This is a genomic window from Streptomyces avicenniae (assembly GCF_000719135.1).
GTDB classification, from domain to species: domain Bacteria; phylum Actinomycetota; class Actinomycetes; order Streptomycetales; family Streptomycetaceae; genus Streptomyces; species Streptomyces avicenniae.
Window position 1 is genome coordinate 368,484 of the sequence record NZ_JOEK01000009.1, and the last position, 24,955, is coordinate 393,438.

Sequence of the window (24,955 nt, forward strand, 5' to 3'; positions counted from 1 at the left end):
ACGCGGCGACGCACCGTGCAAGCGGGGTGAATTGCGCGCCTGTGCGGATGATTGCCCGGACAGATGACGGCGCGCCATCTCGCCCACGCGCCGTACGGGGGCGCGTGGGCGGGCGGCTCAGCGGCGCCCGGGGCCGGTCAGCCCGGCCGTGCGGGTGAGGACGGGCGCGGAGTCGGGCGCGGGCATGGGGTGGTCGAAGCATTCGAGCCGCAACTCGCCGCGCAGGTCGTCCAGTTCATCGACCGCACCGGCGAGGAGTTCGGCGGCCCAGTCGGCGAGCGTGCCGGTGGCGAGTGCCTGATTCGGCACGGGCGTGAGCGGGCCGGGGCCCATCGGGAGCCACGGGCTGCCTCCCGCATCGCGGTGCGTCAGCCGCCACCAGTACGGCGTCCACGGCCCGCGCCACTCCACCGTCATGTCGGAGTCCGGTTCTTGGACCTCGCGTACTGCCCTGCGGGCGCCGCCCGTTCGCGACGCTCCGACTCCACACCCGCCGCGACGAAGAGCGCGGCCGTCGTCAACGCGGCGCCGAACACCGCCGGGTTGACGTACGCGGGCACGTCGTCGGTGGCGTAGCTGCTGCCGTCGGCCCTCGTGCACACGAACCGCAGCGGCACGTAGTCGAGGTGGTGGCCGGTGATCTCTGGCCGGTCCTGCCAGCCCTCCGTGCGGCACTCCTGCGGCGGCGACGAGTCGGTGCCCCCGCTCGACGCGGTGGCGTCCGAGAGCCAGCCGTTGAGCATCCCCCACGCGTACAGGGCCACCGTGAGCGCGCCGACGAGCGTCGCCAGGCCGCGCAACAGGCTTACGGACCGGGGGCGTTCCCCGTCGCGCCGCAGCAGCGCCCTGACGCCGCGCCAGGCGAGCACGGGGACGGCCGCGAGCAGGCACAGGGTCAGGAGCAGGGGAAGCATGCGCACCGCCTCAAGGTTCTTCCGCCATGTGCGGCGAAGGCAGGAAGGGTCATCCGCCGAGTGGAGCAGAGACGGGCCAGGCCGCCTGTGACGCGGCCCACACGAAGGGTCGCAGGTCTGTCACAGTCACGCCGCGCGCAGTGCCGCCCGGCATGCGTGGTCGGCGGCGCGGGTGGTCTCCGGGAGGCGGAAGCCGCGCGTCGTCAGGTGCAGGGTGTGGGCGTAGGCGTCGTCGAGCGTCGTGCGGTGGCCGGCCGAGACGAAGACGGGCTTCACGCCGTCACGGGTGCGCAGCGCGCCGCCGACCTCGTCGGGGCCGTCGAGCAGCGGCGACCGGTCGCCACGGCGCGGCCCAGGGGGCTCGTACGTGAAGAGGAACGGCGTCTTCGCGACGCCGATCGCGGGCAGCCCCGTCAGCACGCCGAGATGGCTGGCGAGCCCGAAGCGGCGCGGGTGCGCGATGCCGTACCCGTCGCAGACGACGAGGTCGGGCGTACGACTCAGCCTGCCCAACGCGTCAAGCGCGGCGGGCAGTTCGCGGAAGGCCAGCAGCCCGGGCAGGTAGGGGAACGGCACGGGCCCCACGGCCGTCGCCGTCTCGGTGACGGCGAGGGTGGCCGCGTCCAGCAGGACGGCCGCCGCGGCGACGACGCCCCGCTCGTCGTCGTACGCCACGTCCACCCCGGCCACGAGGGTCCCGGGGGCGCCGGGGCGCGGCCCCGAGGAGTCGAGGACGGTCAGCGCGCGCAGCCGCAGCTGCGTGGCCGTCGCCTCCTCCTCGGTGGCCGGGGTGGTGTGGTCGATCACCGTCGTGTCAGCTCAGCTCAGCTCGGGTCAGCTCAGGTCGATGCCCGGGTAGAGCGGGTGCTTGGCGAGCAGGTCGGCGGAGCGGTCCGCGACCTGCGCCGCGACGCCGTCCTCCAGCACGTAGGTGGCCTTGGACGCGGCGCCGCTCTTGGCCGTGCCGGGGGTGGTGCGGGACAGGACCGTGTGGATCAGGTCGGCGACCTCGTCCATGCCGTCCGTGGTCAGGCCACGGGTGGTGAGAGCGGGGGTGCCGATGCGGATGCCGGAGGTGTACCAGGCGCCGTTCGGGTCGCGCGGGATGGCGTTGCGGTTGGTGACGATGCCCGCGTCCAGCAGGGCGCCCTCGGCCTGGCGGCCGGTGAGGCCGTAGCCGGAGACGTCGATCAGCGCGAGGTGGTTGTCGGTGCCGCCGGTGACGAGGCGGGCGCCGCGCCGCGTCAGACCCTCGGCGAGGGCGCGGGAGTTGTCCACGATGCGCTGCGCGTAGTCGCGGAACGCGGGCTGCCGCGCCTCGGCGAGCGCGACGGCCTTCGCCGCCATGACGTGCGGCAGCGGGCCGCCCAGCACCATCGGGCAGCCGCGGTCCACCTGGTCGGCGAGCGAGTCGTCGCACAGCACCATGCCGCCGCGCGGGCCGCGCAGCGACTTGTGCGTGGTGGTGGTGACGATCTGGGCGTGCGGCACCGGGTCGAAGTCGCCGGTGAGCACCTTGCCCGCGACGAGCCCGGCGAAGTGCGCCATGTCCACCATGAGCGTGGCGCCCACCTCGTCGGCGATCTCCCGCATGACGCGGAAGTTGACCAGGCGCGGGTAGGCGGAGTACCCGGCGATGAGGATCAGCGGGCGGAACTCGCGGGCCGCCGCGCGGACCGCGTCGTAGTCCAGCAGGCCCGTCTCCGGGTCCGTGCCGTAGCTGCGCTGGTCGAACATCTTGCCGGAGATGTTGGGGCGGAAGCCGTGCGTGAGGTGGCCGCCCGCGTCCAGGGACATGCCCAGCATCCGCTGGTCGCCCAGCTCGCGGCGCAGCGCCGACCAGTCGGCGTCGTCCAGGTCGTTCACCTGGCGCACACCCGCCCGCTCCAGCGCCGGGCTCTCGACGCGCGAGGCGAGCACCGCCCAGAACGCGACGAGGTTCGCGTCGATCCCCGAGTGCGGCTGGACGTAGGCGTGCCGGGCGCCGAACAGCTCGCGCGCGTGCTCGGCGGCGATCGACTCGACGGTGTCCACGTTGCGGCAGCCCGCGTAGAAGCGGCGGCCGACCGTGCCCTCGGCGTACTTGTCGCTCATCCAGTTGCCCATGGTGAGCAGCACGGCGGGCGAGGCGTAGTTCTCGCTGGCGATGAGTTTGAGCGACGCGCGCTGGTCCTCGATCTCGCGGCCGATGGCGTCGGCGATGCGCGGCTCGACGCCGCGGACGACGTCCAGGCTGTCGCGGAACGCGGCGGACGCGGTCTCGGCGGTCGAGCGCTGCGGGGATTCCGTGGTCATGGGGCCTCCTGAGAGTGAGTGGCGACAGCCCAGGCGCACGGCTCCTCATCGCTCCGACGGGGGGCCGCTCCCCAATGGTTGTCCATCTTCGACGCGCCAGTCACGGCCCGGTGCGAGGGTAGCACCGCGCCCTCCGGGCGGCGGGGGCCGAGGTCGCGGAACGGCCGGGTCAGGTGCACCGTGGAGGGGCGGTGCGGCACCCCCTCGCCCGCCGCCGATCGGAGGCCAGGGTGAGCGAGCACGTCTACCGGGTGACGGAGATCGTCGGGTCGTCCAGCGAGAGCGTGGACGCGGCGATCAGGAACGGCGTCGCGCGCGCCTCGCGGACGCTGCGGCTGCTGGAGTGGTTCGAGGTGACGCAGGTGCGCGGGCACATCGAGGACGGCGCGGTGGCGCACTTCCAGGTGGGGCTGAAGGTCGGGTTCCGGCTGGACGGCGAGGCGGACGGCTGACGCGTCGGCCGCGTCACAGAGCGGCCAGCTCCGCGCGGGTCGGCGGGTCCGCGCCGGGGCGCGTGCAGGTGACGGACGCGGCGGTCGCGCAGTGCGCCAGGACGGCCGAGAGCACCCCGGGATCGGTCGGCGGCCCGCCCTGTCCCGCGACGGCGTCGAGCAGCGCCGCCTGGAAGGCGTCCCCTGCCCCGACCGTGTCCACGACCGTGACCTCGGGGGCGGCGACGCGCACCTCGTGCGCCGCGGTGACGGCCAGCGCGCCGCGCGCGCCCAGGGTCACGGCGACGAGCCTCGGCCCCGCGTCCAGCAGCCGCCGCGCCGCATCGGCGGGCGGCGTGCCCGGGTAGAGCCAGGCCAGGTCCTCGTCGCTGGCCTTCAGCACGTCAACCGAGCTCGCGAGCGCGCGGCAGGCGGCCCGGTAGGCGTCGCGGTCGGGCTGGACGGCGGGCCGTACGTTCAGGTCGGCCGCGACGGTGACGCCGCGCTGCCGCTGCGCCCGGCACAGGTCGCGCACGCGCGCGGCGCCCGGCTCGACGACGACGGCGAGCGAGCCGGTGTGCAGGACGGCCGTGTCCTCGGGGACGGGCAGCTCGCGCGGGTCCCAGTCGGCGAGGAAGTCGTACGTCGCGCCGCCGTCCGCGCCGAGGTAGGCGAGCGCGACGACGGTGCGGTCCGTGCCGGACGGCACGCGCCGCACGTCCACGCCGATGTGGCCGAGGTGCGCGGCGACCAGCGCGCCCGGCGGGTCGTCGCCCCAGGCGGTGAGGAGGGTCGCAGGCCGCTCCAGCCGGTGCAGGCCGACGGCCACGTTGGCGGGGCTGCCGCCCGGCACGGCCCGCAGCTCGGTGGCGCCGGAGCGCCACAGCAGATCGACGAGTACCTCCCCGACGACGGTGACCCTTGTCCTGCTCTCGCTCACGCGGCCTCGACTCTCCACTGGGTTCCGCCCGGCGGCTCAGGCACGCCCCCTCCGTTACGGCGCGTGACCGGGCGGGGGCACGTGCCTGCGGGGTGCGGCGCGATGGAGCATCGCCCGGCGCTCCCGCCCCCGTCAACACGGACCGTCAGGCCGCGCGTGCGGTCGTCAGCAGGTGGGCGCTGGCGCCCAGCAGCGCGGGCGCGGTCTCGACGGCACGCAGGGCGGCCAGGACGGTGGCGCGCGCGGCGGGGTCGTCGAGCCGTTCCCGCATGTCGCCGATCAGCCAGGCGGGGCCTTCGAGACCGTGCGTGACGGCGCCGGGCAGCCCGGCTTCGGCGAACTCCTCGGCGAGCGCGGCCGGTTCGTGGAACCACGCCGTGGTGAAGCCCATGCTCCCGTCGGGCAGGTGGCCGGTGCGCACGTGCTCCAGCGTCCTGTCGAGCCGCCCCGGCGCGTACAGATGGCCCTGGAGCATGGCGTCGGTCAGCGGGGCCCAGCGGCTGATCGCGGCGGCGGCGACGAGCCCGCCGGGGCGGACGGCGCGGCGTGCCTCGGTGAGGGCGCGCAGCCGGTCGGCGCGCTCCGGCAGGTGGTAGAGCGGGCCGAGGAGCAGCACGGCGTCGAACGAGGCGTCGGCGACCGGGAGTTGCCGCGCGTCGCCCGGCTCGGCGGTGAGGCCGTACGCCCTGGCCTGCGCGACGTGCGGCGCCACGGGGTCGAGGAGTACGGTCCGGTACCCGTCGTCGCGGAGCCACCGGGAGTGGACGCCGCTGCCGCCGCCGACGTCGAGGACGCGCGCGGGTGGCGGGGGCAGCGTGCGCCGCAGGACGTCCTGGGTACGCCAGAGTTCGAGCCGGGTGTCCGCCGGGGCGCCGTCCCTGTCGGACAGACGGCCGTCCTCGCGGCCCTGGGCGTAGTAGGCGAGCACGTCGGGAGGGAGTTCGGGGTGGGCGGTCATCCTCGATGGTCGTCCGCCGACACGCGGGCCCGCAACGGGATTCGGGGCGGAGCACGGATGCTCCGCCCAGGCTCGCACGAAAAGGCGGATCGGCGGGTACCGGCGTTCGAGAACGGTGGAGAGAGCGCACAGGAGGAGTGATCGTGGAGAGTGCACAGGACCATGCCGCCCGCACCGAGTTCACGTTGGCCGCCGACGGGGTGCCCGTCGCGACGTACACCTGGCTGCCGTCCGGCCGACCGGCCCGCGCCTGGGTCCAGTTGGTCCACGGCGCGGCCGAACACGCCCTGCGCTACGACCGGTTCGCGCAGGAGCTGACGGCGCACGGCTTCGCCGTCGTCGCCTCCGACCACCGGGGTCACGGCGCCACCGCCCCGCACACCGGCGGCATCGGCGTGGTCGGCGACTCGGGCTGGCGCGCCGTCGTCGGTGACCTGCGGACGGTCGGCGAGCAGGCGCGCGTCGAACTCCCCGGCCTGCCGCTGGTGATGCTCGGCCACAGCATGGGCTCGCAACTGGCCAGGGACTACGCGCAGGAGCACGGGGAAGGGCTCGCCGGGCTGATCCTGTCGGGCACCTTCAGGTCGCTGCCCGGCTGCGAGCCGGAGACGGCCGTCGAGCGGCTGGGCGCGGAGATCGAGGCGGGCGGCCGGGGCGCGGCGTCGCAGTTCGTGCCGGAGCTGTTCGCGTCGTTCAACGACCCGTACCCGTTCCGTACGGGCTTCGAGTGGCTGTCGCGTGACGAGGCCGAGGTGGACGCGTACGTGGCCGACGAGGGCTGCGGCTTCCCGTTCAGCGCGGGGCTCGCGCTCGACTGGGTGCTCGGCGTGCGGAAGATCAACGAGCCGGAGCAGCAGGCGCGGGTGCCTGACGACCTGCCGGTGCGCGTCGTCGTCGGGGACCAGGACCCGTGCCACGCGGGGATGTCGCTGGTCTACGAGCTGCTGGAGGACTTCAGGTACGGCGGCGTGGGCGACCTGACGTGGCGGGCCTGGCCCGGCGCGCGGCACGAGATCCTCAACGAGACGAACCGCGACGAGGTGCGGGACGACCTCGTCGCGTGGCTGGACGACCGCCTGCCGGAGTGAGGGCGGCGGCCGTCCCGGCGTCGGCTCAGAGCGTCTTCTTCAGCCCGTCGAGCACGCGCAGCCCGTCCAGCAGATCGGGCGTCTTGCTGTGCGGCTCGGCGGTGGCGCACACGCTGTCCATGACCGCGAGGTAGTCCTCGACGTCGTCGCGCTTGTCGAGGTAGAGGGCGCTGTTGAGCTGTTCCAGGTAGACGATGTCCGGCAGGTCGGGCTCCAGGAAGCGCAGGATCGTGACCGGCCCGCCCGCGGCGGCGAGTCCGCCCATGCGGAACGGCGCCACCTGGATCGTGACGTTGGGCCGGTCGGCCAGCTCGCGCAGGTGGCGGATCTGGCCGCGCATCGTCTCGTTGCTGCCCAGGGTGCGGCTCAGCGCGGCCTCGTCCACGACGGCCCACAGCTTGGGCGCGTGGTCCTTGAACAGCATCTTCTGCCGCTCCATGCGCAGTTCGACGCGGCGCTCCACCTGGCGTTCGCTCGCCCTCGGGTTGCCGAGCCTGATGCAGGCGCGGGCGTAGTCGCGCGTCTGGAGCAGACCGGGGATGAACTGCACCTCGAAGGTGCGGATCACCGACGCGGCCTCCTCAAGGCCGATCAGCGTCTCGAACCAGCTGGGCAGGACGTCGCTGTACTTCTGCCACCAGCCCGGCGTACTGGCCTGCCGGGCGAGTGCGAGGAGCTGTCCGCGCCGTGGCTCGTCGTGCACTCCGTAGAGCGTGAGCAGATCGGCGACGTCCCGTTCCTTCGCACCCACCCGGCCCAGCTCCAGGCGGCTTATCTTGGCGTGCGAGCCCCGGATCGCGTCCCCGGCGGCCTCCCTGCTGATGCGGCACTCCTCACGGAGGCGGCGCAGATGGGTGCCGAGCACGATCCGCAGGACCGTGGGTCCACCCCTCGGATGGGCCAGGAGGTCCCGCACCGAGGAGGCGTTGCCTGGTTGAGCTGACGCCATGATCTTGTCCCCTGAGTTGTTGAAATCGGGCCCAGTGTCGCACTGTTGCAGCCAGTCGTACAGTTGCTCCCGGGCAACACCGGGCAGCTCAGGGCGAATCGGTCAGGCGCGGTCCACCAGGTCGTCGAAGTCGCCGTCCTTCGCACCCAGGACGAAGGCCGTCATCTCCGCGCGGGTGTAGATGAGCGCGGGGCCGCGCGGGTCGCGCGAGTTGCGGACGGCCACGTCGCCGTCGGGCAGGCCCGCGACCTCCACACAGTTGCCGTTGGGGTTGCTGCGTCCGCTCTTGCGCCATGCGGCGCCTTCGATCAGGCCGGCCGGGACACCGTTGACGAGCTGCGGCATTTCGACTCCTACGTTCTGTTGGTCCGGCTGTCGCCCGTGGGGTGTGGACAGCCACTGACCGAATAGTGCCTCAACTGTGAGCGTTCTTGCATCTGTTCTTGCACCTGTTCTTGCATTCGTTCTTTCAGATGTACTTGCAGGGATACGCTGAGCTGGATGAGGATGGACTTAGCGGAGCCGCCGCCCCAGGGCGGAGCCAGCACGTCGCGGAGGTCGTTCATGACAGCTCTCCCGTTCGCCACGATGGCCCCTTACGAGGTGCCGCCGTCCCCGGGCGGAGCCGCCGACGCGGCAGGATTCGCCACTCTCGCGTTCGGCTGCTCCCCGGGAGCCGCGGGCGAGGCCCGGCGGATGACGGAGCGCACGCTGCGCGGCTGGAACCTCGGCCGCCTGGTGGACGACGCGTCGGTGATCGTCTCCGAGCTGGTGACGAACGCGGTCCGCTACGGCAGGCCCCTCAGCCGCGCCCACCGCCCCCTGCCGCCCGCGACGGCCGACGAGCCGTTCCTCCTGAGCCTGGTGCACTGCGAGGGCTCGGTCCTGTGCGCGGTCTTCGACCCGGGCCAGGGCGCGCCCCGAGTGAAGGAGCCCGACCACTTCCAGGAGTCGGGACGCGGGCTGCACGTCCTGTCGGCGCTGTCGGCGAACTGGGGCTGGACCACGCCCGACCGGCACGGCAAGGCGGTCTGGGCGCTGCTCTCCGACGACGCGCGCACCGACCGTTCCGACGGCCCGGCGGCCGACGACCCGGACTGGGACCCGCTGACCCGCCTGCTGCTGCTGCTCGAACTCCTCAGCGGCCCCTCCTGGCTCAAGACGCTGGGCCCGTCGTCCGAGCTGGCGTCCTGACCTGCCGCTCCTTCTCGTTCACGCTCCGTGCAGGCGGCGGTGGCACCGCTCGGGACTTGATATGGTTGCCCGTGTCACCGCGGCCCACGGGCCCGCGCGCACACCTCGTCCGGGTGGCGGAATGGCAGACGCGCTAGCTTGAGGTGCTAGTGCCCTCTTATGGGCGTGGGGGTTCAAGTCCCCCCTCGGACACCAGCAAACGATCGTGTTCGTCAGGCGACCGTGCCCAGCCTGATCCGGCTGGAGCGTGAGGCGGCCAGGTCGTTGGTGCCCCCGACGCCCGCCGGTCGCGCACCGGGAATTCCTCCGGGAGCCCGAGGCGCACGCGGCAGGTGCGCCAGCGAGCCGACACCTTCTCCGGGTCCTGCGGCCCGCCTGGCTCGGCCGGGTCGCGAACCGTGAAGAAGTCCCGGGCGAACACGCGGTCGTGGCCGTGCCATGCGGCCCCTGCACGAGCCACTTCGAAGCCAGCATCCCGTTACGCTTGACATATGGACGATTACGCACCGCTGGAAGGGCTCAGGAAGCTGGGCCCGTGGGACGTCATGTCGATTCCGGACGCGCAGAGACAGTTGGGGGCTGTGGCGCGCCGGATCGCGGAGTCCCGCGATGACATCGCGCTCACCGACGGGGAGGACCGGATCGTCGCCCTGATCATCAATCCCGAGGTGCTCGAAGACCTGAAGGCGGAACTTGCCTTCGCCCGCAACGAGATCGACCGCCGCGACGGCAAGGAGCCCCTTGACGGCGAGGAGGTCGTCGCGAGGCTGAGGGGCACCTCGTGAACCGGGCGAAGGTCCAGTTCGCACCCGACGCGGAACGCGCGCTCGCCCGCCTGTACAAGTCCGATCCCGCAGGGACGGACCAGGTCATCGACAGCATCAACCTTCTGCTGCGGAACCCGCAGCCTACGGGGGTGCATCGGTGGAGCGGGGACCAGTTCCGGATGCGGGTCGGCTTCTACCGGGTCTTCTACAAGATCGTCAGCCGGAAGCCGGTGATCATCAGCATCGAGCATGTCGGTAGGGCCCCCACGCTCTGAGCACGACAGGCCACCGTGGCGGCCGACAACCGCCCCACCCCGCATGCAGCGGGGTGGGGCAGTTCTCTGCATGGGCGTCGTGAGGTACCGCAGGTCAGGTTCTCGTCCGGGTGATGAGTTCCCGATGTGGTGGGACGAGGGTGGTGTGATCGTCGCGTGAGGCGGACTGGAGGAGTTCGGCGGCGACGATGAGCTGCGCGCCGCGGCCTGCGTCGGTGGCCAGAAGGCTGTGGAACTCCTCGCGGATGCGGTTCGCGGTCTCGTGCTGGCCGAATTCAGGCCAGCACCACCCGTTTCTCATGGAAGGCCCCCGCCTGTCCGGCGGCCCGGTGCGATGTCGTGGCCGATGCGGCGGGGGGGGCAGGACGGTGCGGACGCCGCTCCCACCATCGCCTCGCCGCGCAGGTCGGCCAGGGTCAGCCACGAGCCCCACGGGAAGTCCGGGCCCACTCCCCCGCCCCTGATACCTGCCAGTACGCGGGCGTCACAGGTGTCAGTAGCCTGACGGAAAATGCATTCCGTGTCCGGGGTGAGCGTCCGTTTCGCATGACCGTCGCCACAACCATGCACGGTCCGCGACCTCATCCGCACGGCAATCCCGACGACCCGACGTACGAAGGGCAATGCCTTGAGCCGATCGGCTTCCTCGAATTTCCTCTGGCGGCCTTGGATACCGGTCACGGAGCCTGTTGAACTACAGATCACCGAGGCGCGGGGATGCCATGTACGCGACGCGGAAGGCACCTGGTATCTCGACGGTATTTCCGGTGTGCTGAACGCGTCGTGCGGCCACGGGCATCCTCGGCTGATCGAGGCCGCGACCAGCCAGATGCGGCGGCTCGCCCACTACGACCCGATGGCCGCGTCCCACGAGCCCGCGGCGAACCTGGCGGCGCGGCTCGCCGAGATCATGCCGGGCGACCTGAACGAGACCTTCCTCCTCAACAGCGGGTCGGAGGGGATCGAGGCGGCGCTCAAGATCGTCTGGCAGTACTGGCGCAACCTCGGCCAGGAGCGCGAGCGCGTCATCTCCTTCGCGGCCGGATACCACGGCACCACCGCCCTCGGCCAGGAACTGTCGGGGCTGCCGTTCACCGTGAACGACTGGGACGACCGGTTCCCGGTGGACCAGGTGACCCTGCCCGCCTCCCCCCGCGCGCTGCGCACGCCGGAAGGCGCCGAAGCCCTGCTCGCGCGCTTCGCCCAGGCGCTCGAGAACGGCACACCGGCCGCCGCGGTCGTCGTCGAGCCGCTGCTGGGGCTGGGTGGCTGCGTCGTGCTCCCCGAGGGCTTCCTCGCCGGGCTCCGGCGGCTGTGCGACGAGCACGGGACGTTGCTCCTCCTGGACGAGATCTTCACCGGCTTCGGCCGCACCGGCCGGATGTTCGGGTTCGAGCACGACGGGATCACGCCCGACATCGTCGTCTCCAGCAAGGGCATCAGCAGCGGCCTGATCCCGCTCGCCGCGCTGACCGCCACGACGGCGATCAAGGACACCTTCAGGAACTCCGAGGTCGCCCAAGGCCTCCGCTACGGGCACACGACGGGCGGGCACGCGGTCGCCGCAGCGGTCGCGATCGCCGTGCTCGACGTCATGGCGGAGGAGAAGCTCGTCGAGAACGCGGCGGCCCAGGGCGCCAGGATCCAGGCGGGCCTCGACGCCTTCCGGGCCCATCCGAAGATCGCCGACATCCGCGGGCAGGGCCTCGTCATCGCCATCGAGGCCGACTCGCCGGAGACGGCCGGAGTGCTCGCGACGGCAGCCATGCGGCAGGGCCTTCTCGTACGCGGCGAGCGCGGCGTGCTGCGGATCGCGCCGCCCCTGACGATCACCGCCGACGAGTCGCTGGAGCTCGTCGAGAAGCTCGGCGGAGCCGTCGCCGCGCTCGACTGACCTGGCACCGCGCTCCAGTGGGAATCCTGATCCGAGGAGGAAGGGACATGGCGGTGGGCCGGGCTGAGGCTACGCGGGGTCCGACATCGTTCGCCGAGATGGCTCGGCTGAACGGGCAGTACGCGCACTGGCACAACTTGGTCTACTCCGCGGCATGGCTGACCGGAGGGCTCGACCTCGCCGCCCTGCGTACGGCATGGCGCGTCCTGAGTCTGCGACACGACGTCATGCGCAGGGCCTACCTCTCACCGGACGAGGCGTGCACCTACGAAGAACCCCTGACCGAGGTGGACTTCCACACCGCCGACACGGACGCCGAAGCGCTCGAGACGATGCGCGTCGCCCTCGTCGGATCGGCTTTCCGCCTCGACGCCGTGGGACTGTCGCGCATCGTCGTCGTGCAGCGCGACGAGCGCAGGCACCTGTTCGGGATCGCACTCGACCACAACATCACCGACCTCACCTCGTGGAATCTTCTCGTCGCGGAATTGGGCGAGTTGTACGGACGCGCCCTCGCGGGCGAGTCGATCGCCGCGGAATTCGGCCGCGCCGATTCCTATCAGGAATTCGCTTCGCTGCTGCGGCGGGAATTCGCGGGCAGTTGGGGTGAGAAGTGCCGAGCGTTCTGGCTCTCGTACGCCGAGAGGTGGGAAGCCTCCTCTCCGGCCTTCTCCGTCGTCGGCACGACGGAGGGCGAGCCCTCGCTCAGGACGGTGCGCCACGCACTGCCGAAGGACGCGCATCATCGCGTGGGTGAACTCGCGCGACGTGCCCGGGCGACGCCGTTCGTCGTGGTGACCTCCGCCGTCCTGGCGGGCCTCCAGGAGGTGACCAGCGCCTCGACCGTGGAGGTCGGTGTCGCTCACCACGGCCGTGTCCTGCCCCACACCGCCAGGACGCTCGGCCAGTTCGTCCAGGCCGTCCCCATGCGCCTCGACGGGCGACCGGGCGGTCCGCTGGAAACGGTCCGCCACGTCTTCGCGCAGAGCCTCGACGCCTTCGAGTACGCGCCCCCGTTCAGCGTCCTCGGACAGTACGGGGACCAGGACCCGACGTCCGTGAGCGACGGAAGCGGGGTGCTCATGTCACTCGACCAGACGGGCGAAGGCTTCCACGGGTCGCCTCTCGCGGGGACACGGGCGGAGTCCGTCGCGTTGGAGGCACCGGCCGGACACGGGCTGGTGGAACCCCTCGTCCTCGCGTGGTACCTCGACGGAGCGGCCCCGGAACTCGCCGTGCGCTACGACGAGAACGCGATCCCCACGGCGGCCGTCGAATCCCTCATCGACGCAGCTGCGGGATTCGCCCTCTCGGACGCCCGCTGATGGGGGCCTTCACCGGCGCCCTCCGGCGCAGCGGCGACGCCGGTTTCTCCGACGCCGCGCTCGCGAACATCTTCAACGGCCGCCTGCCCGCGCGACGTCCGGCGGCCGTGCTGCGCGCCGCCGACGCCGCCGACGTGGCGGCCGGGGTGAAGCTGGCGGCGGCGGAGGGCTGGCAGGTGTCGGTCCGCTCGGGCGGCCACAGCTGGGACGCCTGGTCGCTGCGCGAGGACGCCCTCCTCATCGACCTGGCCGCCCTGAACGGGATGCGCTACTCCGCGGACACCGGCATCGCGGCGGTCGGCCCCGCGGTACGCAGCGGACTGGACCTGGACCCGTTCCTCGCCACGCACGACCGGTTCTTCGCCGTCGGGCACCACCCGACCGTGAGCATGGGCGGATTCCTGCTCCAGGGCGGGATGGGCTGGAACTGCCGCGGCTGGGGCTGGGCCGCGGAGTCCGTCGCCTCCATGGACGTGGTCACCGCGTCAGGGGAAGCGGTCCGCTGCTCCGAGACGGAGAACGCGGATCTCTTCTGGTCGGCGCGCGGGTCGGGCCCCGGCTTCTTCGGCGTGGTCACCGAGTTCCGGCTGCGCACCCGCCCCCGTCACAGGAGCCTGACCCGGTCCACCTCCGTCTACCCGGCCGAACTGGCGGCCGACGTGCTGACCTGGTTCAGCTCGGTGCGGCACGAGGTGGACGCGTCCGTGGGACTTCTCGCCGTCGGAGCCGCCCCGTCCGGCCTCGACTCCCCCGTGGTGATCATCGACGGCATCTCCTTCGACGGCGGCCCGTCCTCACTGGCCCCGTTGGAGACCTGCCCGGTGGCCGACCGGGCCCTGAAGTCCACCGTCGCTCGGCCGACGGACATGGGCGAGCTGTTCGCCGAGCAGTCGGACGGCAGCCCGAGCGGCCTGCGCTACTTCGTGGACAACGCCTATGTCACCGGCGCCGCTTCCGAGCTGGTCCCGGCAGTGGCACCGGCCCTCGCCGACCTGCCGACGTCCGAGACCTTCACGATCCTCAGCGACTTCAGCCCTCAACTGTCGCGCGACCTGCCGGACATGGCGGTCTCGCTCCGTCCCGACCTGTACTTCGCCGCGTATGTCGTCAGCCGCGGCCCGGCCGACGACGCCCGGTGCCGATCCTGGTTGGACGCCACCATGGACAGGTTGGCGCCGTTCTCGGAGGGCTGCTACCTCGGCGACAGCGACCTCACCGTCCGCCCGGACAGGATCCTTTCCGACGCGGCCTGGTCCAGGCTCCAGCGGATCAGGGCCGCCCGTGATCCGGAGGGCCGCTTTCCCGGCTACCTGGGCACCCCCGTGCAGTGAACGACGCCGTCGCGACGATCGGCCGATCCCGCCCACCGACGCCACCGACGCTGCCGCCGAGCCACGCAGGCTCGGCGGCCCTCGGAGGGGCATTGCGCCAAGGAAGGATCAGGCGGAATGCGGCTGTGGGTTCAGGCCGATCCTGGCTTCCCCTTCTTCCGCGACGCCTTCGCCCAACCCCAGCTCCCGCATCGTGCCGACGATGTCGGTGCCGGGGCCGCCGTGGCCGTCCGCGAACCAGGCCATGACCCGCTCCTGGATCTCAGGGCTCTTCTCCTGGCTGAGCTTGAACATCGCCTCCACCTTCTCCACGTGGAAGGAGAACGCGCCCACACCTGGTGCGATCGAGCGGTGGTACTCGTGCGAGGCATGGAAGTCGAAGCCTTCGCCGAAGCGGCTCTCCAGGGTTCGCGCCGTCGTCGTGACCACGGACAGGGATTCGGCGAGATCCGTGGCGAGCCGCACCGTTCCCAGGAGGTGGACGGTGACGAAGTCCCATGTCGGCGCGGCCACGTCGGTGTGGTAGAGCGTCGGCGAGACATAACCGCCTGGCCCGGTGAAGACGAGCTTGGCCGTGGTCCCGTCCGACAGCGACGCCCAGTGCGGGTTCGTCCGGTTCATGTGCCCCAGCAGGCTGGTGCCGGTGAGCAGGTCGTCGCCGGACCCGGGTCGCCGCACGACGGGCACCTGGGTCGCCTCGGGCACCGCCGTCCCGTTGCTGACGAGCAGGGCCAGGGGATGCCGGTCGATGACCCCGACCGCCCAACTCTCCCCGTCCACCCGGTACATCGGAGGGATCAGCATCCGTCCACCTCCGCCCGGCGGCCCGTGTACGCACGGTTCGTTCTCACGCCAGCTCCTTGGTCAGGACCTCGGCCAGTTCACCCGCGCGGACCGCCGTGAGGGACAGCAAGGATTCGGACAGGCCGTGCGAGTGCTCCCCGTAACCGAGGGCGTAGATGCCGCATTTCACGGACTCGTCGGTCACCACGCGGCGGTTGCGGTCGAGGAGCAGACGTCCTTGGCCGTCCTGTCGGCAGCGGGGAAGCAGGTCGCCCAGCAGGGATTTCGGATCGGCTCGCACATAGCCCGTCGCGCAGACCAGCGCGTCGGCCTCGATCGTGGTGGTGCTCCCGTCGGAGAGGAACTCGATCACGACGTTCAGACGGTCGTCGGTACGGGTCACCTCGACCAGCCGCGAGACATTGTGGACGTTGAGGCGCCGCCGCCCGGTCACCGACTCGAGATAGGAGGTCTGGTACAGGTGGCGGATCAGGTCCTCGTCCACCACTGAGTAGTTGGTGTTCGCGTGGTAGCCGTACAACGATTTCCGCACGCTCTCGGGGGCCTGGAAATGGTGGTCAACGGCCTCGGGGTTGAAGATCGTGTTCGTGAAGGCGCTGTCGTCCGCGGCACTGTAGCCGTATCGGGAGTGCACGGAATGCACTTGGGCATGCTTGAACTGGCCATGCAGGTAGTCAACGCATTCGGCGGCGCTCTGCCCTGAGCCGAGGACCACGAACGACGACGGCTTCGACGCGGCGATGGCGTCCGCGCGGTCGAGCAGCCTGGAGGAATGCCAGATCCGCTCGGATTCGGGAAGACCTGCCGGCATCCGCGGTCGCCCGCCCGCCGCGATCACCACGTTGCGGGCCCGGTGGACCTGCGGCACCGCGTCGAGGGCTCCGGTCCGCACCGAGACATCGACGGACTCGACCACACCCGTCCCCGCGGTCGGCCGGATCTCGGTCACCTCGGACCGGTAGGAGACATGCTTCTCGAACTGCTCGGCAGCCCAGGACAAGTACTCGTGGAACTCGACCCGCAGCGGGAAGAACGTCTGCGTGTTGGCGAAGTCAACCATCCTGCCGCGCGAGTGCAGGAACGACAGGAACGAGAACCGGCTGGTCGGGTTCCGCATGGTCACCAGATCCTTCAGGAACGACACCTGCATCGTCGCCCCCTCGATGAGCATGCCGCGATGCCAGCCGAAGCGCTTCTGGGCCTCGAAGAACCTCGCGGTGACCGCTCGCCCGGCCGAGTCGAACTCGTCCAGGGCTATCGCCAGCGCGAGATTCGCGGGACCGAATCCGACACCGGCGACATCGAGCACCTCACCGCCGTCCACGGCACCGGCCCCGTGACCCCCGCTCATCGGTCGTCCGATCCGGTCGGCGCACAAGAGACATACTCGATCCGGCCGGGCAGGTCGCACTCGGCGTGATCCCCTGTCTCCTCGCCCCTGGTCCCCGGGCGGGCAGAGGATGCCGAGCGTGAGCTGTCGGCTCGGGACTCCGATCTCTCCGAGGCTGTGGGCCCAGTGTTCCGCGACATGCCGCTCCCAGGGGTGAGTACATCGAACGATGGAACTGCCGATCTCGGGGTGGCCCGATGGCAGATGGCGCGAACGGGGCCGACGCGGAAGGACGGCGGGTCCCGCCGGGATCGCCCAGCTGCGCGGTCGCGCGTCTAGACGCCGTCCACGCGGGGCGGGCCGAGGCGTATGCGCTCGCGCATCTGGTCGAGACCGCCGCGGAATCCGTGCAGGTTCTCGAACCACCAGGTGAGACCGAGGTCGGCGTAGGCGGTGACGCGCTCCCGGTCCCGGTCGCCGCCGTCACCGTCGGTGTAGCCGCCGATCGCGAAGTCGTAGGGTGCGTCGGAGGACCGGTTCTCCTCGACGTACCGGACGATCTCCCCGTACGTCTCCGTGGGGATCATCGTGGGCGTCCACGCCTTCCTGCGTTCGAGGGAGAGACGTCCTGGCAGTACGCCGTCCCATTGCGCGGCACGTCTGAACGGTCGGCGATTGGGCCAGTACCCCGCCACCCAGATGGGGATTCTGGGCTTCTGAACAGGGCGAGGCAGGAAGGTGCACTCCTCGACCTGGAAATACCGCCCCTTGTAGCTGAAGGGTTCTCCCGACCAGAGGCCGACGATGATGTCCAAGGCCTCGTCGAGTTTGTCCGCCCGGACTCGTGCGTCACCGTCCTCGCCGAAGTCCTCGAATTCGGAATCCGCGGGATAGCCGAGCCCCACACCCAGGATGAACCGCCCGTCGGAGAGGTGATCGAGGGTCACCGTCTCCCGGGCGACCTTCCACGGACGCCGCCGAGCCAGCGGGGTGACCATCGTGCCGAAGCGAATGGTCCGCGTCCGGGTGGCCACCGCGGCGAGGCTGATCCAAGGATCCACGATCGGCCCGTTGAAGCCCCGCATGAACATGAGGTGGTCCCAGAGGAAGAAGCCGTCCCAGCCGGCGTCCTCCGCCTCTCGTGCCAGTTCGGCCAGCCGTTTGGGATCGCCGTAGTCGCCATGAGGAGGAACGGAGATCGCGTACTTGAGTCCGGCCACTCCCGTAGGACGCGCGCTTGAAGGGGATTCGGTCACGTGTGCTCCTCTGTAGCTGGGCTGGGATCGGGCCGGGCAACTGGTTCATGCATCCGGCCCTCCTCGTCGGGACCGGGCGTCGCCGCGCCCGTGGAGTCGGCCGTCTCGATCGTCCGTGCCGGAATCCTGATCACCGAACCGTCCGAGCACGCCCACCGGACGTCCTCGCCGCCGACGTGCCCCGGTCTCCCGCAGCAGCTCGGTGGACGTGTCCCGCGTCAGGCAGGGTGACGGGCGATCGGCGGCCTGCCTTCACACCCATAGGTTCGTCACACTCACGCCCAGTTCGCCGAGCAACCTGCGCACCACGGGCAGCGACAGTCCCTGCACGTTGCCGGGATCGCCCTCCACGCTCTCGACGAACCAGCCGCCCTTGCGCGAGATCATGAAGGCGCCGGCCACCGCCAGCGGCTCACCGGATTCCACATACGCGCTGATCTCCGCCGGCGTGGGTGTGGCGAAGGTGACCACGGTGGAGCAGACCTCGGCGACCTGACGCCGCGATGCGGCGTCGATGACGCAGTGCCCCGTGTGAAAGGTCCCCTTCCGCCCGGCCATGCGCGTCCAGAGGTCCATGGCGGGCCGCGCGCTTCCCGGCTTGCCGTACGCGATGCCGTCGATCTCGAACATCGAGTCGCATCCGATGACGTACCCGCCCCGCAAGGTGCTGGCGACCGCCGCGGCCTTCGCCTGCGCCAGGCGCAGGGTGAGGTCGGCCGGTGCCTCTCCCGGCACGGCCGTCTCGTCGATCCCGCTCACCACGACCGTGGGTTCCAGCCCCGCCCTGCGCAGCAGGTCCAGACGCGAGGGCGAGCCGGATGCGAGGACGATCTCGCTCATCTCTTCTCCTCCAGGGTGACCTCGGGAGCTGAGGTTCACCGGCGACCGGAGGTGCCTGTCGCCGGTGGTCATGACGTGGACGTGCAGAAGTCCGCCGGGGCGCCGCGCTGTCGAGCCGCACGGGGCGGAAGGTGACAGGCGAGCAGGTCGGCCGGTGAAGCGGCTCAGAGCGTGCGCAGGGCCTGCGTTTCCGAGGCCCTGAGCAGCGCGGCGTCCCCCGCCACGTAGGACGTGTCGGTGATGACGGTCTGGTCCGAGGGGCCGCGGCTGCACATGCACATGTGCCGTCCGGAGGCTGAGGCCTGGGCGACGCGGGCCCCACCGCTGCTGACGATCTCGGTCGCGATGTCCTTCACCAGGTGCTCCTGGATCTGGAATCGCCGGCTGAACGCCTGCACCAGACGCGGGAACTTGCCGAGCCCGAGGATGCGGTTCCCGGGGATGTAGACGATGTCCACCGTCCCGAAGAACGGCAGGAAGTGGTGCGCGCAGATCGAGTAGTAGTTGATGTCGCGGATGCGGACCGCGCCGGTGTGCTCCCCCTCGACGAGGCAGGTCGTCTTGAGGATCTTGGACGTGTCCGTCTCGTAGCCGCTCAGCAGTTCCTGGTACGCCCGGACGATGCGCGGTTCGCTCTCAGGGGACCGGTACCAGTCCAGCGCGCGCTTGTCCTTCGTCACGTTCTGTTCGATCCACTCGGCTATTGTCACTGCGTCCTCCGAATACGATGTACGCGCCATGGCTCGATAGGCGTGTGGTCAACGAATGCGTCCTTCAGCGAGCAGATGATCGAAGATGATCTGGTCAACGGCCGAGGTCAGAGGGCGGTCCGCGTACTGGAGCCAGATCATCTCGGCGATTTCCGAGGCCGGGCTGAGCTGACCTTCGTAGTCGGACTCGTAGCAGCGCATCCTCACCTCGACCCCGTCCGGATGCGCGTCCGCCTGAGCGCGGAACTCCCCGACGAACCGGGCCGTGTCCAGCCGGAGTTCGACCGAGAGTTCTTCCTTGATCTCGCGTGCCAGGGTGTCGAGATCGCTCTCCCCCGCTTCCCTCTTCCCGCCGGGCAGGTAGTAGCGCTCCCTGCCCTTGGAGCGTGTCGAGAGAATGCGACCGTTGGCGATGTTGATCCATGCAATTTTGTCGATCATGCGGTGCCGACCAGTTTTCCCTTCCCTGTCAGGAAGTGGCTGAGGTAGTCATGGGTGTCGAGACGTTCCGAGAGGGAGAGGGCCGCTCGTCCGAGGCCGTGGATGACGGCCGCGCCCTCTTCGTCCACGTGGGAGGACCACGGGATCACGCGCTTCCAGTCCTCCAGGGGCAGCCGGTACGTCTCCAGTCCTGCGGTGAGCGCGGCCAGTTCGCCGAGGCGCACCTTGCGGTCCACCACGTCGGCCCACCAGCCGGAGCGGAGTTCGCCGTGTTCCGCGGGAGTGAACGCCCGCACCCCTCCGTCGTAGACGGCGCAGCGCTCGAAGAGGCTTCCCACGGCCCTGAGCCGTGCTTCCTCGTACTCGGGCGCCGAGGTGACGGGGGATCGGAGGAGGTCGAACGGGAAGCGGGCGAAGGGGGCCTGCGTCCCAGGGGTGGGCAGTTCATAGAGGGATTCCAGCACAACGACGATCAACGAGGGGCGCGACGCCGCGTCCACGTCGGCCAGTGCGGCCTCCAGGCGTTGCACGCCGAGCCGGGAGCCGATGGTGAAGACGAGGAGGGAACGCAGCGGTCGGCCCCGCCGCGCCGCGCGCTCCACGGCCTCGGTGAGGGTGCGCGCCAAGGTGCCCCCGGTGCCGATGATGTCGCCGACCACCAGGAAGGTCGCCTCCGCCAGTTCCCACCGGTCGTACGTCAGCTCGACCGCCCCGTCTGACGGCCGTTCCGTCCCGACGAAACTCACCACCGGGTCGGCGCCGAGCACCTGGCCGACCGCGTCCTCCACGCCGAAACTGAGCCCGCCCCGCAGGACGGTGAGCGCCGCGAACTGATCGGCAGGCGTGGTCGTCAGCCCGGCGACGTCCGCGTCGGTGAGCAGGCGCAACGCCTCGGCGACGGCGGTCCGCGACAGCTGTCGGTACGCGGCGCCGCAGATCGTGGGGTCGGTGAGCAGCCGCCGCGACGACGGCGTCGAGCAGACCAGGATCCGGGCGGGCCCCGGGGACGTGTACGCGTACAGGCTGCTCCCGTCGGCGCAGCGGACTCGTTTCATACCTGCCCCTCATGCCTTGAGTGCCGGTCGGCGCTGCGGCCTGCCCTGCTGTGCCGCGATGAGTCGCTCGATGAGGTAGGACGACTCGACGCCGTCGTAGGTCTTGGTCGCGTCAGGTGCCGGGTCGTCGTTCACGACATGGGCGATGAGGACGACGCCCGGCAGCGGGATCGTGTCGGGGATGTCGGCGGGTTCCCGCACCGGGACCGCTCGCAGACCGACCGCGGCGAACAGCTGCTGCCAGTCGAGCGGCGCCGTCCGGCTCGGCATCCCTCCGGCGGATTCGTACAGGCCGTTGTCCACGATGGCCAGCACATGGTTGTCCAGCGCCGCCGACCGGCCGCCCAGGGCCATCAGCACGGACAGGTTCATGAGGAAACTGCCGTCCGTGTCCAGAGCAGCCACCGGGAGGGGTCGCATGGCGGCGGCCATCCCTGTCGAGAGGGCCGACACGTCGCCCATCGTGTCGGTGAAGAGGGTGCGCTCGGGAGCGAGCCGGGCGAGTTCCTCGCTGGTGCGCCCCAGTCCTGACACGAGCACGCAGTCGGGGGGCAGGTGCGCGAGGAACGCCTCCAGGAATTCGGACGTCTTCATGGAACGTTCCGTAGCTGCTGCACGAACCGCGGATTGGCGATCAACGCGACGGAGCACTGGCCGGTGTCCAACGTGGCGTACGCCTGCTGGACCAGGACCTCGAAGTCCCGCAGCGAGTCGATCTCTTCCGCCACGAGGGGAAGCATGCGCAGGTGACTGTGCATGGTCTCCTCGTGGGGAAGGCCCCACCAGTTCGCCTCGCCGAAAGCGCCGCGGCGTCCGAGGAGCACCACCGTGTGCAGTCGATGACTCATGGTCAGGCGGGCCAACGTCTCACAGGCGCGGCGCAGGCCCGAGTTCTCCATGAGGACGAGGCTGCGGGCCCCGGCGAGTCGTGCCCCCGCGGCCATGCCCACCGCCGTGGCCTCGTCGCACACCGGGAAGTAGTCGATCTCCGGTCGTCGGGCCGCACGGCGGTGAAGCGGACTCAACAGGGAATCGGGGACGCCGCTGATGAAGTTCACACCGGCCCGGACGAGCGTGTCGTAGGCGTCGTCTGCGGACACGACGTCCTATTTTCCGGTCGATACGAGCTCGACGATGATGTTCGTGTAGTGCGTCGTCCCCACGTTCTTCAGGAGATGCGGCTGACCGGCCTCGTGGTAGACGGCGTCTCCCACCTGATCGTCGCCCGGATGCACCGTGGAATCGGCGTGGACCGTCTCGGTCTGCCCACCGGCCACGACGACGTACACGTAGTCGCAGGGGTGCTGATGAATCTCCGTCTGCTCCCCGGGCGCCAGGTCCAACGTCCAGACGCGGACGCGTTCGTCCTGATGAACCAGCTTGGTTCCCACCTGCACGACATCATCTGACATCGGACACGACCCTTCCATGCTCACGTGGGTGATTGAGGAAAGCGGAGCCGGCGTCGGCGACCCGACGCGTCCATCACCCGGCTCCCCGCTCTTCGCACGAATCTCGCTGTGAAAAGCCCCTGAGCGGGGCGATCGACAAGACCGCGATACATGCCGACTGATCTTGAGCCCTCGATCCTCGGACCGAAGGTTCAACTCCCGATGACGGGGGGCGACTCTCCCCTGTGCCTTCCGGCGGAAGGCCGCCCTTTCCTGATCAATGTGCGCCGGGCTGAGAACCTCGCGCCGGATCCCCATAAATGGCGCTGTGCGATCCGCCTCGTTCTTCGGCTTTCATCCTTGGAAGCTCCTCAGAAGGGCGGCACGACGCGGCCACCAGCTGCTGCCGGAAGATCAGAACGTGATACCCCGCCACCTGCGCCCACCTGGCGGTCGGCGGCAACTGATCGAATACTAAGTCATGGTGATTCCACCCCGATCCTCATGGATGACAGGGGTTCGGGCGGTGGACGCGCACTCGGTACCGGTTGTGGTGCCCCGCGCCCGGCACGCCGGACTTCCGCGGCGACGTGCAGAGCGGTACGCCGCGATAAGACCCCCTCACCTCGATCTCTCATGGTGCGGCTGGCAGGTCGGATTCCCGTTCCTGTCGGGACGGGTAACTGAGCTGATCAGCCGGGGTTCGGCAGCAACGCGAGCCGTTGAAGAGCGCTGGTGAGCACATCGATCCAAGTCCAGAGGCTGGCGAGGCGGAGGATGCGGCGCCAACCGTGGCGACCGGGGAGGCGAGGGTCCCGGCGCCCGGCGGTGCCGGTCAGGGCGAGCTCGGCCACGCCTGCCGCTGGCGGGGACCCGGGACACCCGTCTCGCCGCGTCCCAGGCATACCTGCGCAGGGCGGAGGTCGATCTCCTCGGGGGTGAGCGGGGCCTCCGGTCGGCGGATTCGGACGGGCAGCCCGAGGACGTCCAGCAGCTCGACCGCGCGCCCGACGACGGCCATCTCCGGCCGAGCGACGACATCCAGGCCCCGCAGGGCGTCCAGGATGGGCAGCGAGACCCGCGGCATGCCGGGGACGACCCTCTGCTCGATGCCCGCGGCCTGGTCGTTGACGGCGTTCAACCAGGTGACGCCCCACTCGAAGGGGAAGCACTCCGGCGAGGGATCCGCGTTGACCACAGCCCCTCCACCGAGGCGAGCACCCCCCTCGCCCCGGTGGGTGACGATCGCAACCCACCCCTGGGCCTCGATCAGGGCGCCGTTCGCCACGGCGATGGTGTCGGCCCGCCCCCGGCTCAGCGCCGCGTCGCCCGGGTCGATGACCAGGGGCAGGCCGATGGTGCACGCCTCGGCGGCCGGCAGCGCCACCAGGGACGTCTCCGCACGTCAGAGATTCCACCGGCGCACGGCGGGGCAGCAGCCCCCGGGCGGACGGTTCACCCCGCCCGCGCCGCACACCGACACCGTTCCTCGGCGCTCCCGGCCGTTCCGTCAGTACGCGGGCGGGAGCCGTCGCGTGCGTACCTTGGCGGTGACGGGCATCCTGGTCCAGCCATGGATGATGTTCGAGTACATCCGCACCCCGGGACCCGTGGGCTCGAAATCGCTGTATCGGCTGAAGAGTTCCGCGAAGAGCAAGCGCAGCGCTATGCGGGCGACGCTGTGTCCCACGCAGTAGTGGGGACCTGAACCGAACGCCAGGTGCCGGTTCGGCCGACGCCGTACGTCGAAGGTGTCCGCGGCGGTGAAGACCTCCTCGTCCCGGTTGGCGGACCCCGGCCAGGCCACCACCGCGTCACCGGCGCGGATCTGCTTGCCCCGCAGTTCCACGTCGGTGCGGGCGTACCGCATGAAGTGTGACGTGGGCGTGCCCCAGCGCAGGGCCTCCTCCACCCCGGTGGCGAGCAGGCCGGGATCTTCCGACCACTCGGCGAGAACGGCCGTCCCCATCAGGTCGGCCAGCGTGTTGAGCACCACTTGGCCGGTCGTGGCGTTGGCCCCGACCAACAGGCCGTAGCAGTTCGAGCTGATCTCGCCCATCGTCAGCGGGCGCCCGTCCCGTTCCATTCCGAGCAGAAGGCTCACAAGATCATCGCCCGGATGTCTCCGACGGTGCTCGGCCAAGTCCGCGAAGTAGGCGAACAGTTCCCGATGCACGTTGTTCAGCACACTCTCGGCGTCGCCGGTCTCTTCCAGGATCGGGTCCAGGGGCGCCACACTCGCCAGGCTCAACCTGGTGAGGTGCGGCCAGTCGTCACGCGGCAGATCCATGAGGGAACCGATCATGGCCATCGGCACCTGGGCCATGTGCTCGGCGAGGTCGTACTTGTCGTCCTCGCCCAGCGGCGTCAGCAGTTCGACGATGGCTTCGCGCATCTGCTCACGCCGGGGCTCCATCGCCTTGACGTGCAGGGCGCGTTGGACCGGGTCGTGGAGTTCCCCGTGCCGCGGCGGATCGGTGACCGCCATTTGCCGACCACTCGCCGGGTCGGACCGCCCGAGCAGCACAAGCATCGTGCCCTGCTCCGACGTGAAGCTCTCGTGATCGCGCAGGACGCGTTCGACGTCCGTGTATGTGGTGACCGACCAGAATCCGAGCCCGTCGGTGACCTGCTGCCAACTCACCGGGTCCATATGGCGCTGATAACGCCATACCGCATGCGGGTCTCCGTCACGGAACAGCCCGGGGGAGATGAGATCCTTCGCGTCACCTGTGAACGGGCATCGGGCGGGAGAGGATTTCACAAG

The 24,955-nt window shown here is 70.6% G+C and carries 29 protein-coding genes, 1 tRNA gene and 1 riboswitch; of the genes, 9 read left to right on the forward strand and 21 right to left on the reverse strand.

The features are described 5' to 3' along the window. Window positions 1–117: 117 nt before the first annotated feature. The 4 genes from IF27_RS16635 to IF27_RS16650 all read right to left on the reverse strand — a co-directional run bounded on the left by IF27_RS16635 (window position 118) and on the right by IF27_RS16650 (window position 3,209). Window positions 118–417 (reverse strand): hypothetical protein, encoded by a 300-nt coding sequence (locus IF27_RS16635; protein ID WP_052850367.1) that lies wholly within the window; start codon window positions 415–417, stop codon window positions 118–120. Continuing rightward, on the reverse strand, window positions 414–914 hold the full coding sequence (locus IF27_RS16640) for a hypothetical protein (protein WP_190232987.1): 501 nt from the start codon (window positions 912–914) through the stop codon (window positions 414–416). The genes IF27_RS16635 and IF27_RS16640 overlap by 4 nt, the downstream gene beginning before the upstream one ends. A gap of 126 nt (window positions 915–1,040) precedes the next feature. Then, window positions 1,041–1,721, reverse strand: a complete 681-nt coding sequence (locus IF27_RS16645) for an endonuclease V (RefSeq protein WP_052850369.1) — start codon at window positions 1,719–1,721, stop codon at window positions 1,041–1,043. Window positions 1,722–1,748: 27 nt separating this feature from the next. Continuing rightward, window positions 1,749–3,209, reverse strand: coding sequence for a glycine hydroxymethyltransferase (locus IF27_RS16650; protein ID WP_052850370.1), 1,461 nt, complete (start codon window positions 3,207–3,209; stop codon window positions 1,749–1,751). Window positions 3,210–3,229: 20 nt separating this feature from the next. Continuing rightward, window positions 3,230–3,323, reverse strand: a riboswitch (ZMP/ZTP riboswitch). A gap of 116 nt (window positions 3,324–3,439) precedes the next feature. Here IF27_RS16650 and IF27_RS16655 point away from each other — a divergent pair. Next, window positions 3,440–3,661 (forward strand): dodecin, encoded by a 222-nt coding sequence (locus tag IF27_RS16655; RefSeq protein WP_052850669.1) that lies wholly within the window; start codon window positions 3,440–3,442, stop codon window positions 3,659–3,661. 13 nt (window positions 3,662–3,674) lie between these two features. Here the strand turns inward: IF27_RS16655 and IF27_RS16660 are convergent, their stop codons facing one another. Then, window positions 3,675–4,580, reverse strand: a complete 906-nt coding sequence (locus IF27_RS16660; RefSeq protein ID WP_052850371.1) for a carbohydrate kinase family protein — start codon at window positions 4,578–4,580, stop codon at window positions 3,675–3,677. A gap of 145 nt (window positions 4,581–4,725) precedes the next feature. After that, window positions 4,726–5,538, reverse strand: coding sequence for a class I SAM-dependent methyltransferase (locus IF27_RS16665; protein ID WP_052850372.1), 813 nt, complete (start codon window positions 5,536–5,538; stop codon window positions 4,726–4,728). 143 nt (window positions 5,539–5,681) lie between these two features. Between IF27_RS16665 and IF27_RS16670 the strand changes: the two genes are divergently transcribed. Further along, window positions 5,682–6,626, forward strand: coding sequence for an alpha/beta fold hydrolase (locus tag IF27_RS16670; protein ID WP_052850670.1), 945 nt, complete (start codon window positions 5,682–5,684; stop codon window positions 6,624–6,626). A 25-nt stretch (window positions 6,627–6,651) separates the two neighbouring features. Here IF27_RS16670 and IF27_RS16675 read toward each other — a convergent pair whose 3' ends face one another. After that, the gene (locus IF27_RS16675) at window positions 6,652–7,575 is read right to left on the reverse strand and encodes a helix-turn-helix domain-containing protein (protein WP_052850373.1); all 924 of its coding nucleotides are present in this window, start codon (window positions 7,573–7,575) and stop codon (window positions 6,652–6,654) included. A 102-nt stretch (window positions 7,576–7,677) separates the two neighbouring features. After that, the gene (locus IF27_RS16680) at window positions 7,678–7,920 is read right to left on the reverse strand and encodes a DUF397 domain-containing protein (protein WP_052850374.1); all 243 of its coding nucleotides are present in this window, start codon (window positions 7,918–7,920) and stop codon (window positions 7,678–7,680) included. A gap of 219 nt (window positions 7,921–8,139) precedes the next feature. Between IF27_RS16680 and IF27_RS16685 the strand changes: the two genes are divergently transcribed. The 4 genes from IF27_RS16685 to IF27_RS16700 all read left to right on the forward strand — a co-directional run bounded on the left by IF27_RS16685 (window position 8,140) and on the right by IF27_RS16700 (window position 9,811). Next, window positions 8,140–8,769 carry an ATP-binding protein gene (locus tag IF27_RS16685; RefSeq protein ID WP_190232988.1) on the forward strand — a complete coding sequence of 210 codons (630 nt, stop codon included), beginning with the start codon at window positions 8,140–8,142 and terminating at the stop codon, window positions 8,767–8,769. A 107-nt stretch (window positions 8,770–8,876) separates the two neighbouring features. Further along, window positions 8,877–8,964 (forward strand) — tRNA-Leu (locus IF27_RS16690). A gap of 296 nt (window positions 8,965–9,260) precedes the next feature. Beyond that, entirely contained in the window at window positions 9,261–9,554 is a 294-nt protein-coding gene (locus IF27_RS16695; RefSeq protein WP_052850376.1) for a hypothetical protein, read from the forward strand. After that, window positions 9,551–9,811, forward strand: a complete 261-nt coding sequence (locus IF27_RS16700; protein WP_052850377.1) for a type II toxin-antitoxin system RelE family toxin — start codon at window positions 9,551–9,553, stop codon at window positions 9,809–9,811. Before IF27_RS16695 ends, IF27_RS16700 begins: the two co-directional genes overlap by 4 nt. Window positions 9,812–9,905: 94 nt before the next feature. On the opposite strand, the gene IF27_RS16705 is transcribed toward IF27_RS16700, so the two are convergent. Continuing rightward, complete coding sequence (locus tag IF27_RS16705; protein WP_052850378.1) at window positions 9,906–10,112, reverse strand: hypothetical protein; 207 nt, start codon at window positions 10,110–10,112, stop codon at window positions 9,906–9,908. A gap of 327 nt (window positions 10,113–10,439) precedes the next feature. Here IF27_RS16705 and IF27_RS16710 point away from each other — a divergent pair, with 327 nt between their 5' ends. From IF27_RS16710 to IF27_RS16720, 3 genes are all read left to right on the forward strand, one after another. Then, on the forward strand, window positions 10,440–11,705 hold the full coding sequence (locus IF27_RS16710) for an aminotransferase family protein (RefSeq protein WP_110945968.1): 1,266 nt from the start codon (window positions 10,440–10,442) through the stop codon (window positions 11,703–11,705). Window positions 11,706–11,803: 98 nt separating this feature from the next. Further along, complete coding sequence (locus IF27_RS16715; RefSeq protein WP_052850379.1) at window positions 11,804–13,030, forward strand: condensation domain-containing protein; 1,227 nt, start codon at window positions 11,804–11,806, stop codon at window positions 13,028–13,030. Then, the gene (locus tag IF27_RS16720) at window positions 13,030–14,361 is read left to right on the forward strand and encodes an FAD-binding oxidoreductase (protein WP_052850380.1); all 1,332 of its coding nucleotides are present in this window, start codon (window positions 13,030–13,032) and stop codon (window positions 14,359–14,361) included. Before IF27_RS16715 ends, IF27_RS16720 begins: the two co-directional genes overlap by 1 nt. 108 nt (window positions 14,362–14,469) lie before the next feature. Here the strand turns inward: IF27_RS16720 and IF27_RS16725 are convergent, their stop codons facing one another. The 12 genes from IF27_RS16725 to IF27_RS16780 form a co-directional block, all read right to left on the reverse strand. Next, window positions 14,470–15,165 carry an FMN-binding negative transcriptional regulator gene (locus IF27_RS16725; protein ID WP_110945970.1) on the reverse strand — a complete coding sequence of 232 codons (696 nt, stop codon included), beginning with the start codon at window positions 15,163–15,165 and terminating at the stop codon, window positions 14,470–14,472. A gap of 43 nt (window positions 15,166–15,208) precedes the next feature. After that, the gene (locus IF27_RS16730) at window positions 15,209–16,489 is read right to left on the reverse strand and encodes a lysine N(6)-hydroxylase/L-ornithine N(5)-oxygenase family protein (RefSeq protein ID WP_223291079.1); all 1,281 of its coding nucleotides are present in this window, start codon (window positions 16,487–16,489) and stop codon (window positions 15,209–15,211) included. A 341-nt stretch (window positions 16,490–16,830) separates the two neighbouring features. Then, window positions 16,831–17,751: an LLM class flavin-dependent oxidoreductase gene (locus IF27_RS16735; protein ID WP_223291080.1), complete on the reverse strand. Its 921-nt coding sequence runs from the start codon at window positions 17,749–17,751 to the stop codon at window positions 16,831–16,833. 252 nt (window positions 17,752–18,003) lie between these two features. Then, the gene (locus IF27_RS16740; RefSeq protein ID WP_052850383.1) at window positions 18,004–18,591 is read right to left on the reverse strand and encodes a Maf family protein; all 588 of its coding nucleotides are present in this window, start codon (window positions 18,589–18,591) and stop codon (window positions 18,004–18,006) included. A 164-nt stretch (window positions 18,592–18,755) separates the two neighbouring features. After that, a complete protein-coding gene (gene folE, locus IF27_RS16745) occupies window positions 18,756–19,301 on the reverse strand; it encodes a GTP cyclohydrolase I (RefSeq protein ID WP_052850384.1) in 546 nt (181 codons plus the stop codon). A 48-nt stretch (window positions 19,302–19,349) separates the two neighbouring features. Then, the gene (locus tag IF27_RS16750; RefSeq protein ID WP_052850385.1) at window positions 19,350–19,742 is read right to left on the reverse strand and encodes an NUDIX hydrolase; all 393 of its coding nucleotides are present in this window, start codon (window positions 19,740–19,742) and stop codon (window positions 19,350–19,352) included. Then, window positions 19,739–20,797, reverse strand: a complete 1,059-nt coding sequence (locus tag IF27_RS16755) for a hypothetical protein (RefSeq protein ID WP_052850386.1) — start codon at window positions 20,795–20,797, stop codon at window positions 19,739–19,741. The genes IF27_RS16750 and IF27_RS16755 overlap by 4 nt, the downstream gene beginning before the upstream one ends. A gap of 9 nt (window positions 20,798–20,806) precedes the next feature. Beyond that, window positions 20,807–21,391, reverse strand: a complete 585-nt coding sequence (locus IF27_RS16760; protein WP_052850387.1) for a thiamine pyrophosphate-dependent enzyme — start codon at window positions 21,389–21,391, stop codon at window positions 20,807–20,809. Further along, window positions 21,388–21,897, reverse strand: a complete 510-nt coding sequence (locus IF27_RS16765; protein ID WP_052850388.1) for a thiamine pyrophosphate-binding protein — start codon at window positions 21,895–21,897, stop codon at window positions 21,388–21,390. The genes IF27_RS16760 and IF27_RS16765 overlap by 4 nt, the downstream gene beginning before the upstream one ends. Window positions 21,898–21,903: 6 nt before the next feature. Then, on the reverse strand, window positions 21,904–22,209 hold the full coding sequence (locus IF27_RS16770; RefSeq protein ID WP_052850389.1) for a cupin domain-containing protein: 306 nt from the start codon (window positions 22,207–22,209) through the stop codon (window positions 21,904–21,906). Window positions 22,210–23,023: 814 nt separating this feature from the next. Beyond that, the gene (locus IF27_RS16775; protein WP_052850390.1) at window positions 23,024–23,575 is read right to left on the reverse strand and encodes a hypothetical protein; all 552 of its coding nucleotides are present in this window, start codon (window positions 23,573–23,575) and stop codon (window positions 23,024–23,026) included. A gap of 123 nt (window positions 23,576–23,698) precedes the next feature. Further along, a complete protein-coding gene (locus tag IF27_RS16780) occupies window positions 23,699–24,952 on the reverse strand; it encodes a cytochrome P450 (protein WP_052850391.1) in 1,254 nt (417 codons plus the stop codon). Window positions 24,953–24,955 lie beyond the last annotated feature (3 nt).

Excerpts from the sequence above, each read along its gene's own strand:
- IF27_RS16740 (WP_052850383.1), bottom strand. The coding sequence starts at position 18,591 with ATGAGCGAGATCGTCCTCGCATCCGGCTCGCCCTCGCGTCTGGACCTG.
- IF27_RS16675 (WP_052850373.1), bottom strand. The coding sequence starts at position 7,575 with ATGGCGTCAGCTCAACCAGGCAACGCCTCCTCGGTGCGGGACCTCCTG.
- IF27_RS16705 (WP_052850378.1), bottom strand. The coding sequence starts at position 10,112 with ATGAGAAACGGGTGGTGCTGGCCTGAATTCGGCCAGCACGAGACCGCG.
- IF27_RS16770 (WP_052850389.1), bottom strand. The coding sequence starts at position 22,209 with ATGTCAGATGATGTCGTGCAGGTGGGAACCAAGCTGGTTCATCAGGAC.
- IF27_RS16640 (WP_190232987.1), bottom strand. The coding sequence starts at position 914 with ATGCTTCCCCTGCTCCTGACCCTGTGCCTGCTCGCGGCCGTCCCCGTG.
- IF27_RS16695 (WP_052850376.1), top strand. The coding sequence starts at position 9,261 with ATGGACGATTACGCACCGCTGGAAGGGCTCAGGAAGCTGGGCCCGTGG.
- IF27_RS16750 (WP_052850385.1), bottom strand. The coding sequence starts at position 19,742 with ATGATCGACAAAATTGCATGGATCAACATCGCCAACGGTCGCATTCTC.
- IF27_RS16715 (WP_052850379.1), top strand. The coding sequence starts at position 11,804 with ATGGCTCGGCTGAACGGGCAGTACGCGCACTGGCACAACTTGGTCTAC.
- IF27_RS16650 (WP_052850370.1), bottom strand. The coding sequence starts at position 3,209 with ATGACCACGGAATCCCCGCAGCGCTCGACCGCCGAGACCGCGTCCGCC.
- IF27_RS16725 (WP_110945970.1), bottom strand. The coding sequence starts at position 15,165 with ATGCTGATCCCTCCGATGTACCGGGTGGACGGGGAGAGTTGGGCGGTC.
- IF27_RS16680 (WP_052850374.1), bottom strand. The coding sequence starts at position 7,920 with ATGCCGCAGCTCGTCAACGGTGTCCCGGCCGGCCTGATCGAAGGCGCC.
- IF27_RS16720 (WP_052850380.1), top strand. The coding sequence starts at position 13,030 with ATGGGGGCCTTCACCGGCGCCCTCCGGCGCAGCGGCGACGCCGGTTTC.
- IF27_RS16760 (WP_052850387.1), bottom strand. The coding sequence starts at position 21,391 with ATGAAGACGTCCGAATTCCTGGAGGCGTTCCTCGCGCACCTGCCCCCC.
- IF27_RS16635 (WP_052850367.1), bottom strand. The coding sequence starts at position 417 with ATGACGGTGGAGTGGCGCGGGCCGTGGACGCCGTACTGGTGGCGGCTG.
- IF27_RS16755 (WP_052850386.1), bottom strand. The coding sequence starts at position 20,797 with ATGAAACGAGTCCGCTGCGCCGACGGGAGCAGCCTGTACGCGTACACG.
- IF27_RS16665 (WP_052850372.1), bottom strand. The coding sequence starts at position 5,538 with ATGACCGCCCACCCCGAACTCCCTCCCGACGTGCTCGCCTACTACGCC.
- IF27_RS16685 (WP_190232988.1), top strand. The coding sequence starts at position 8,140 with ATGACAGCTCTCCCGTTCGCCACGATGGCCCCTTACGAGGTGCCGCCG.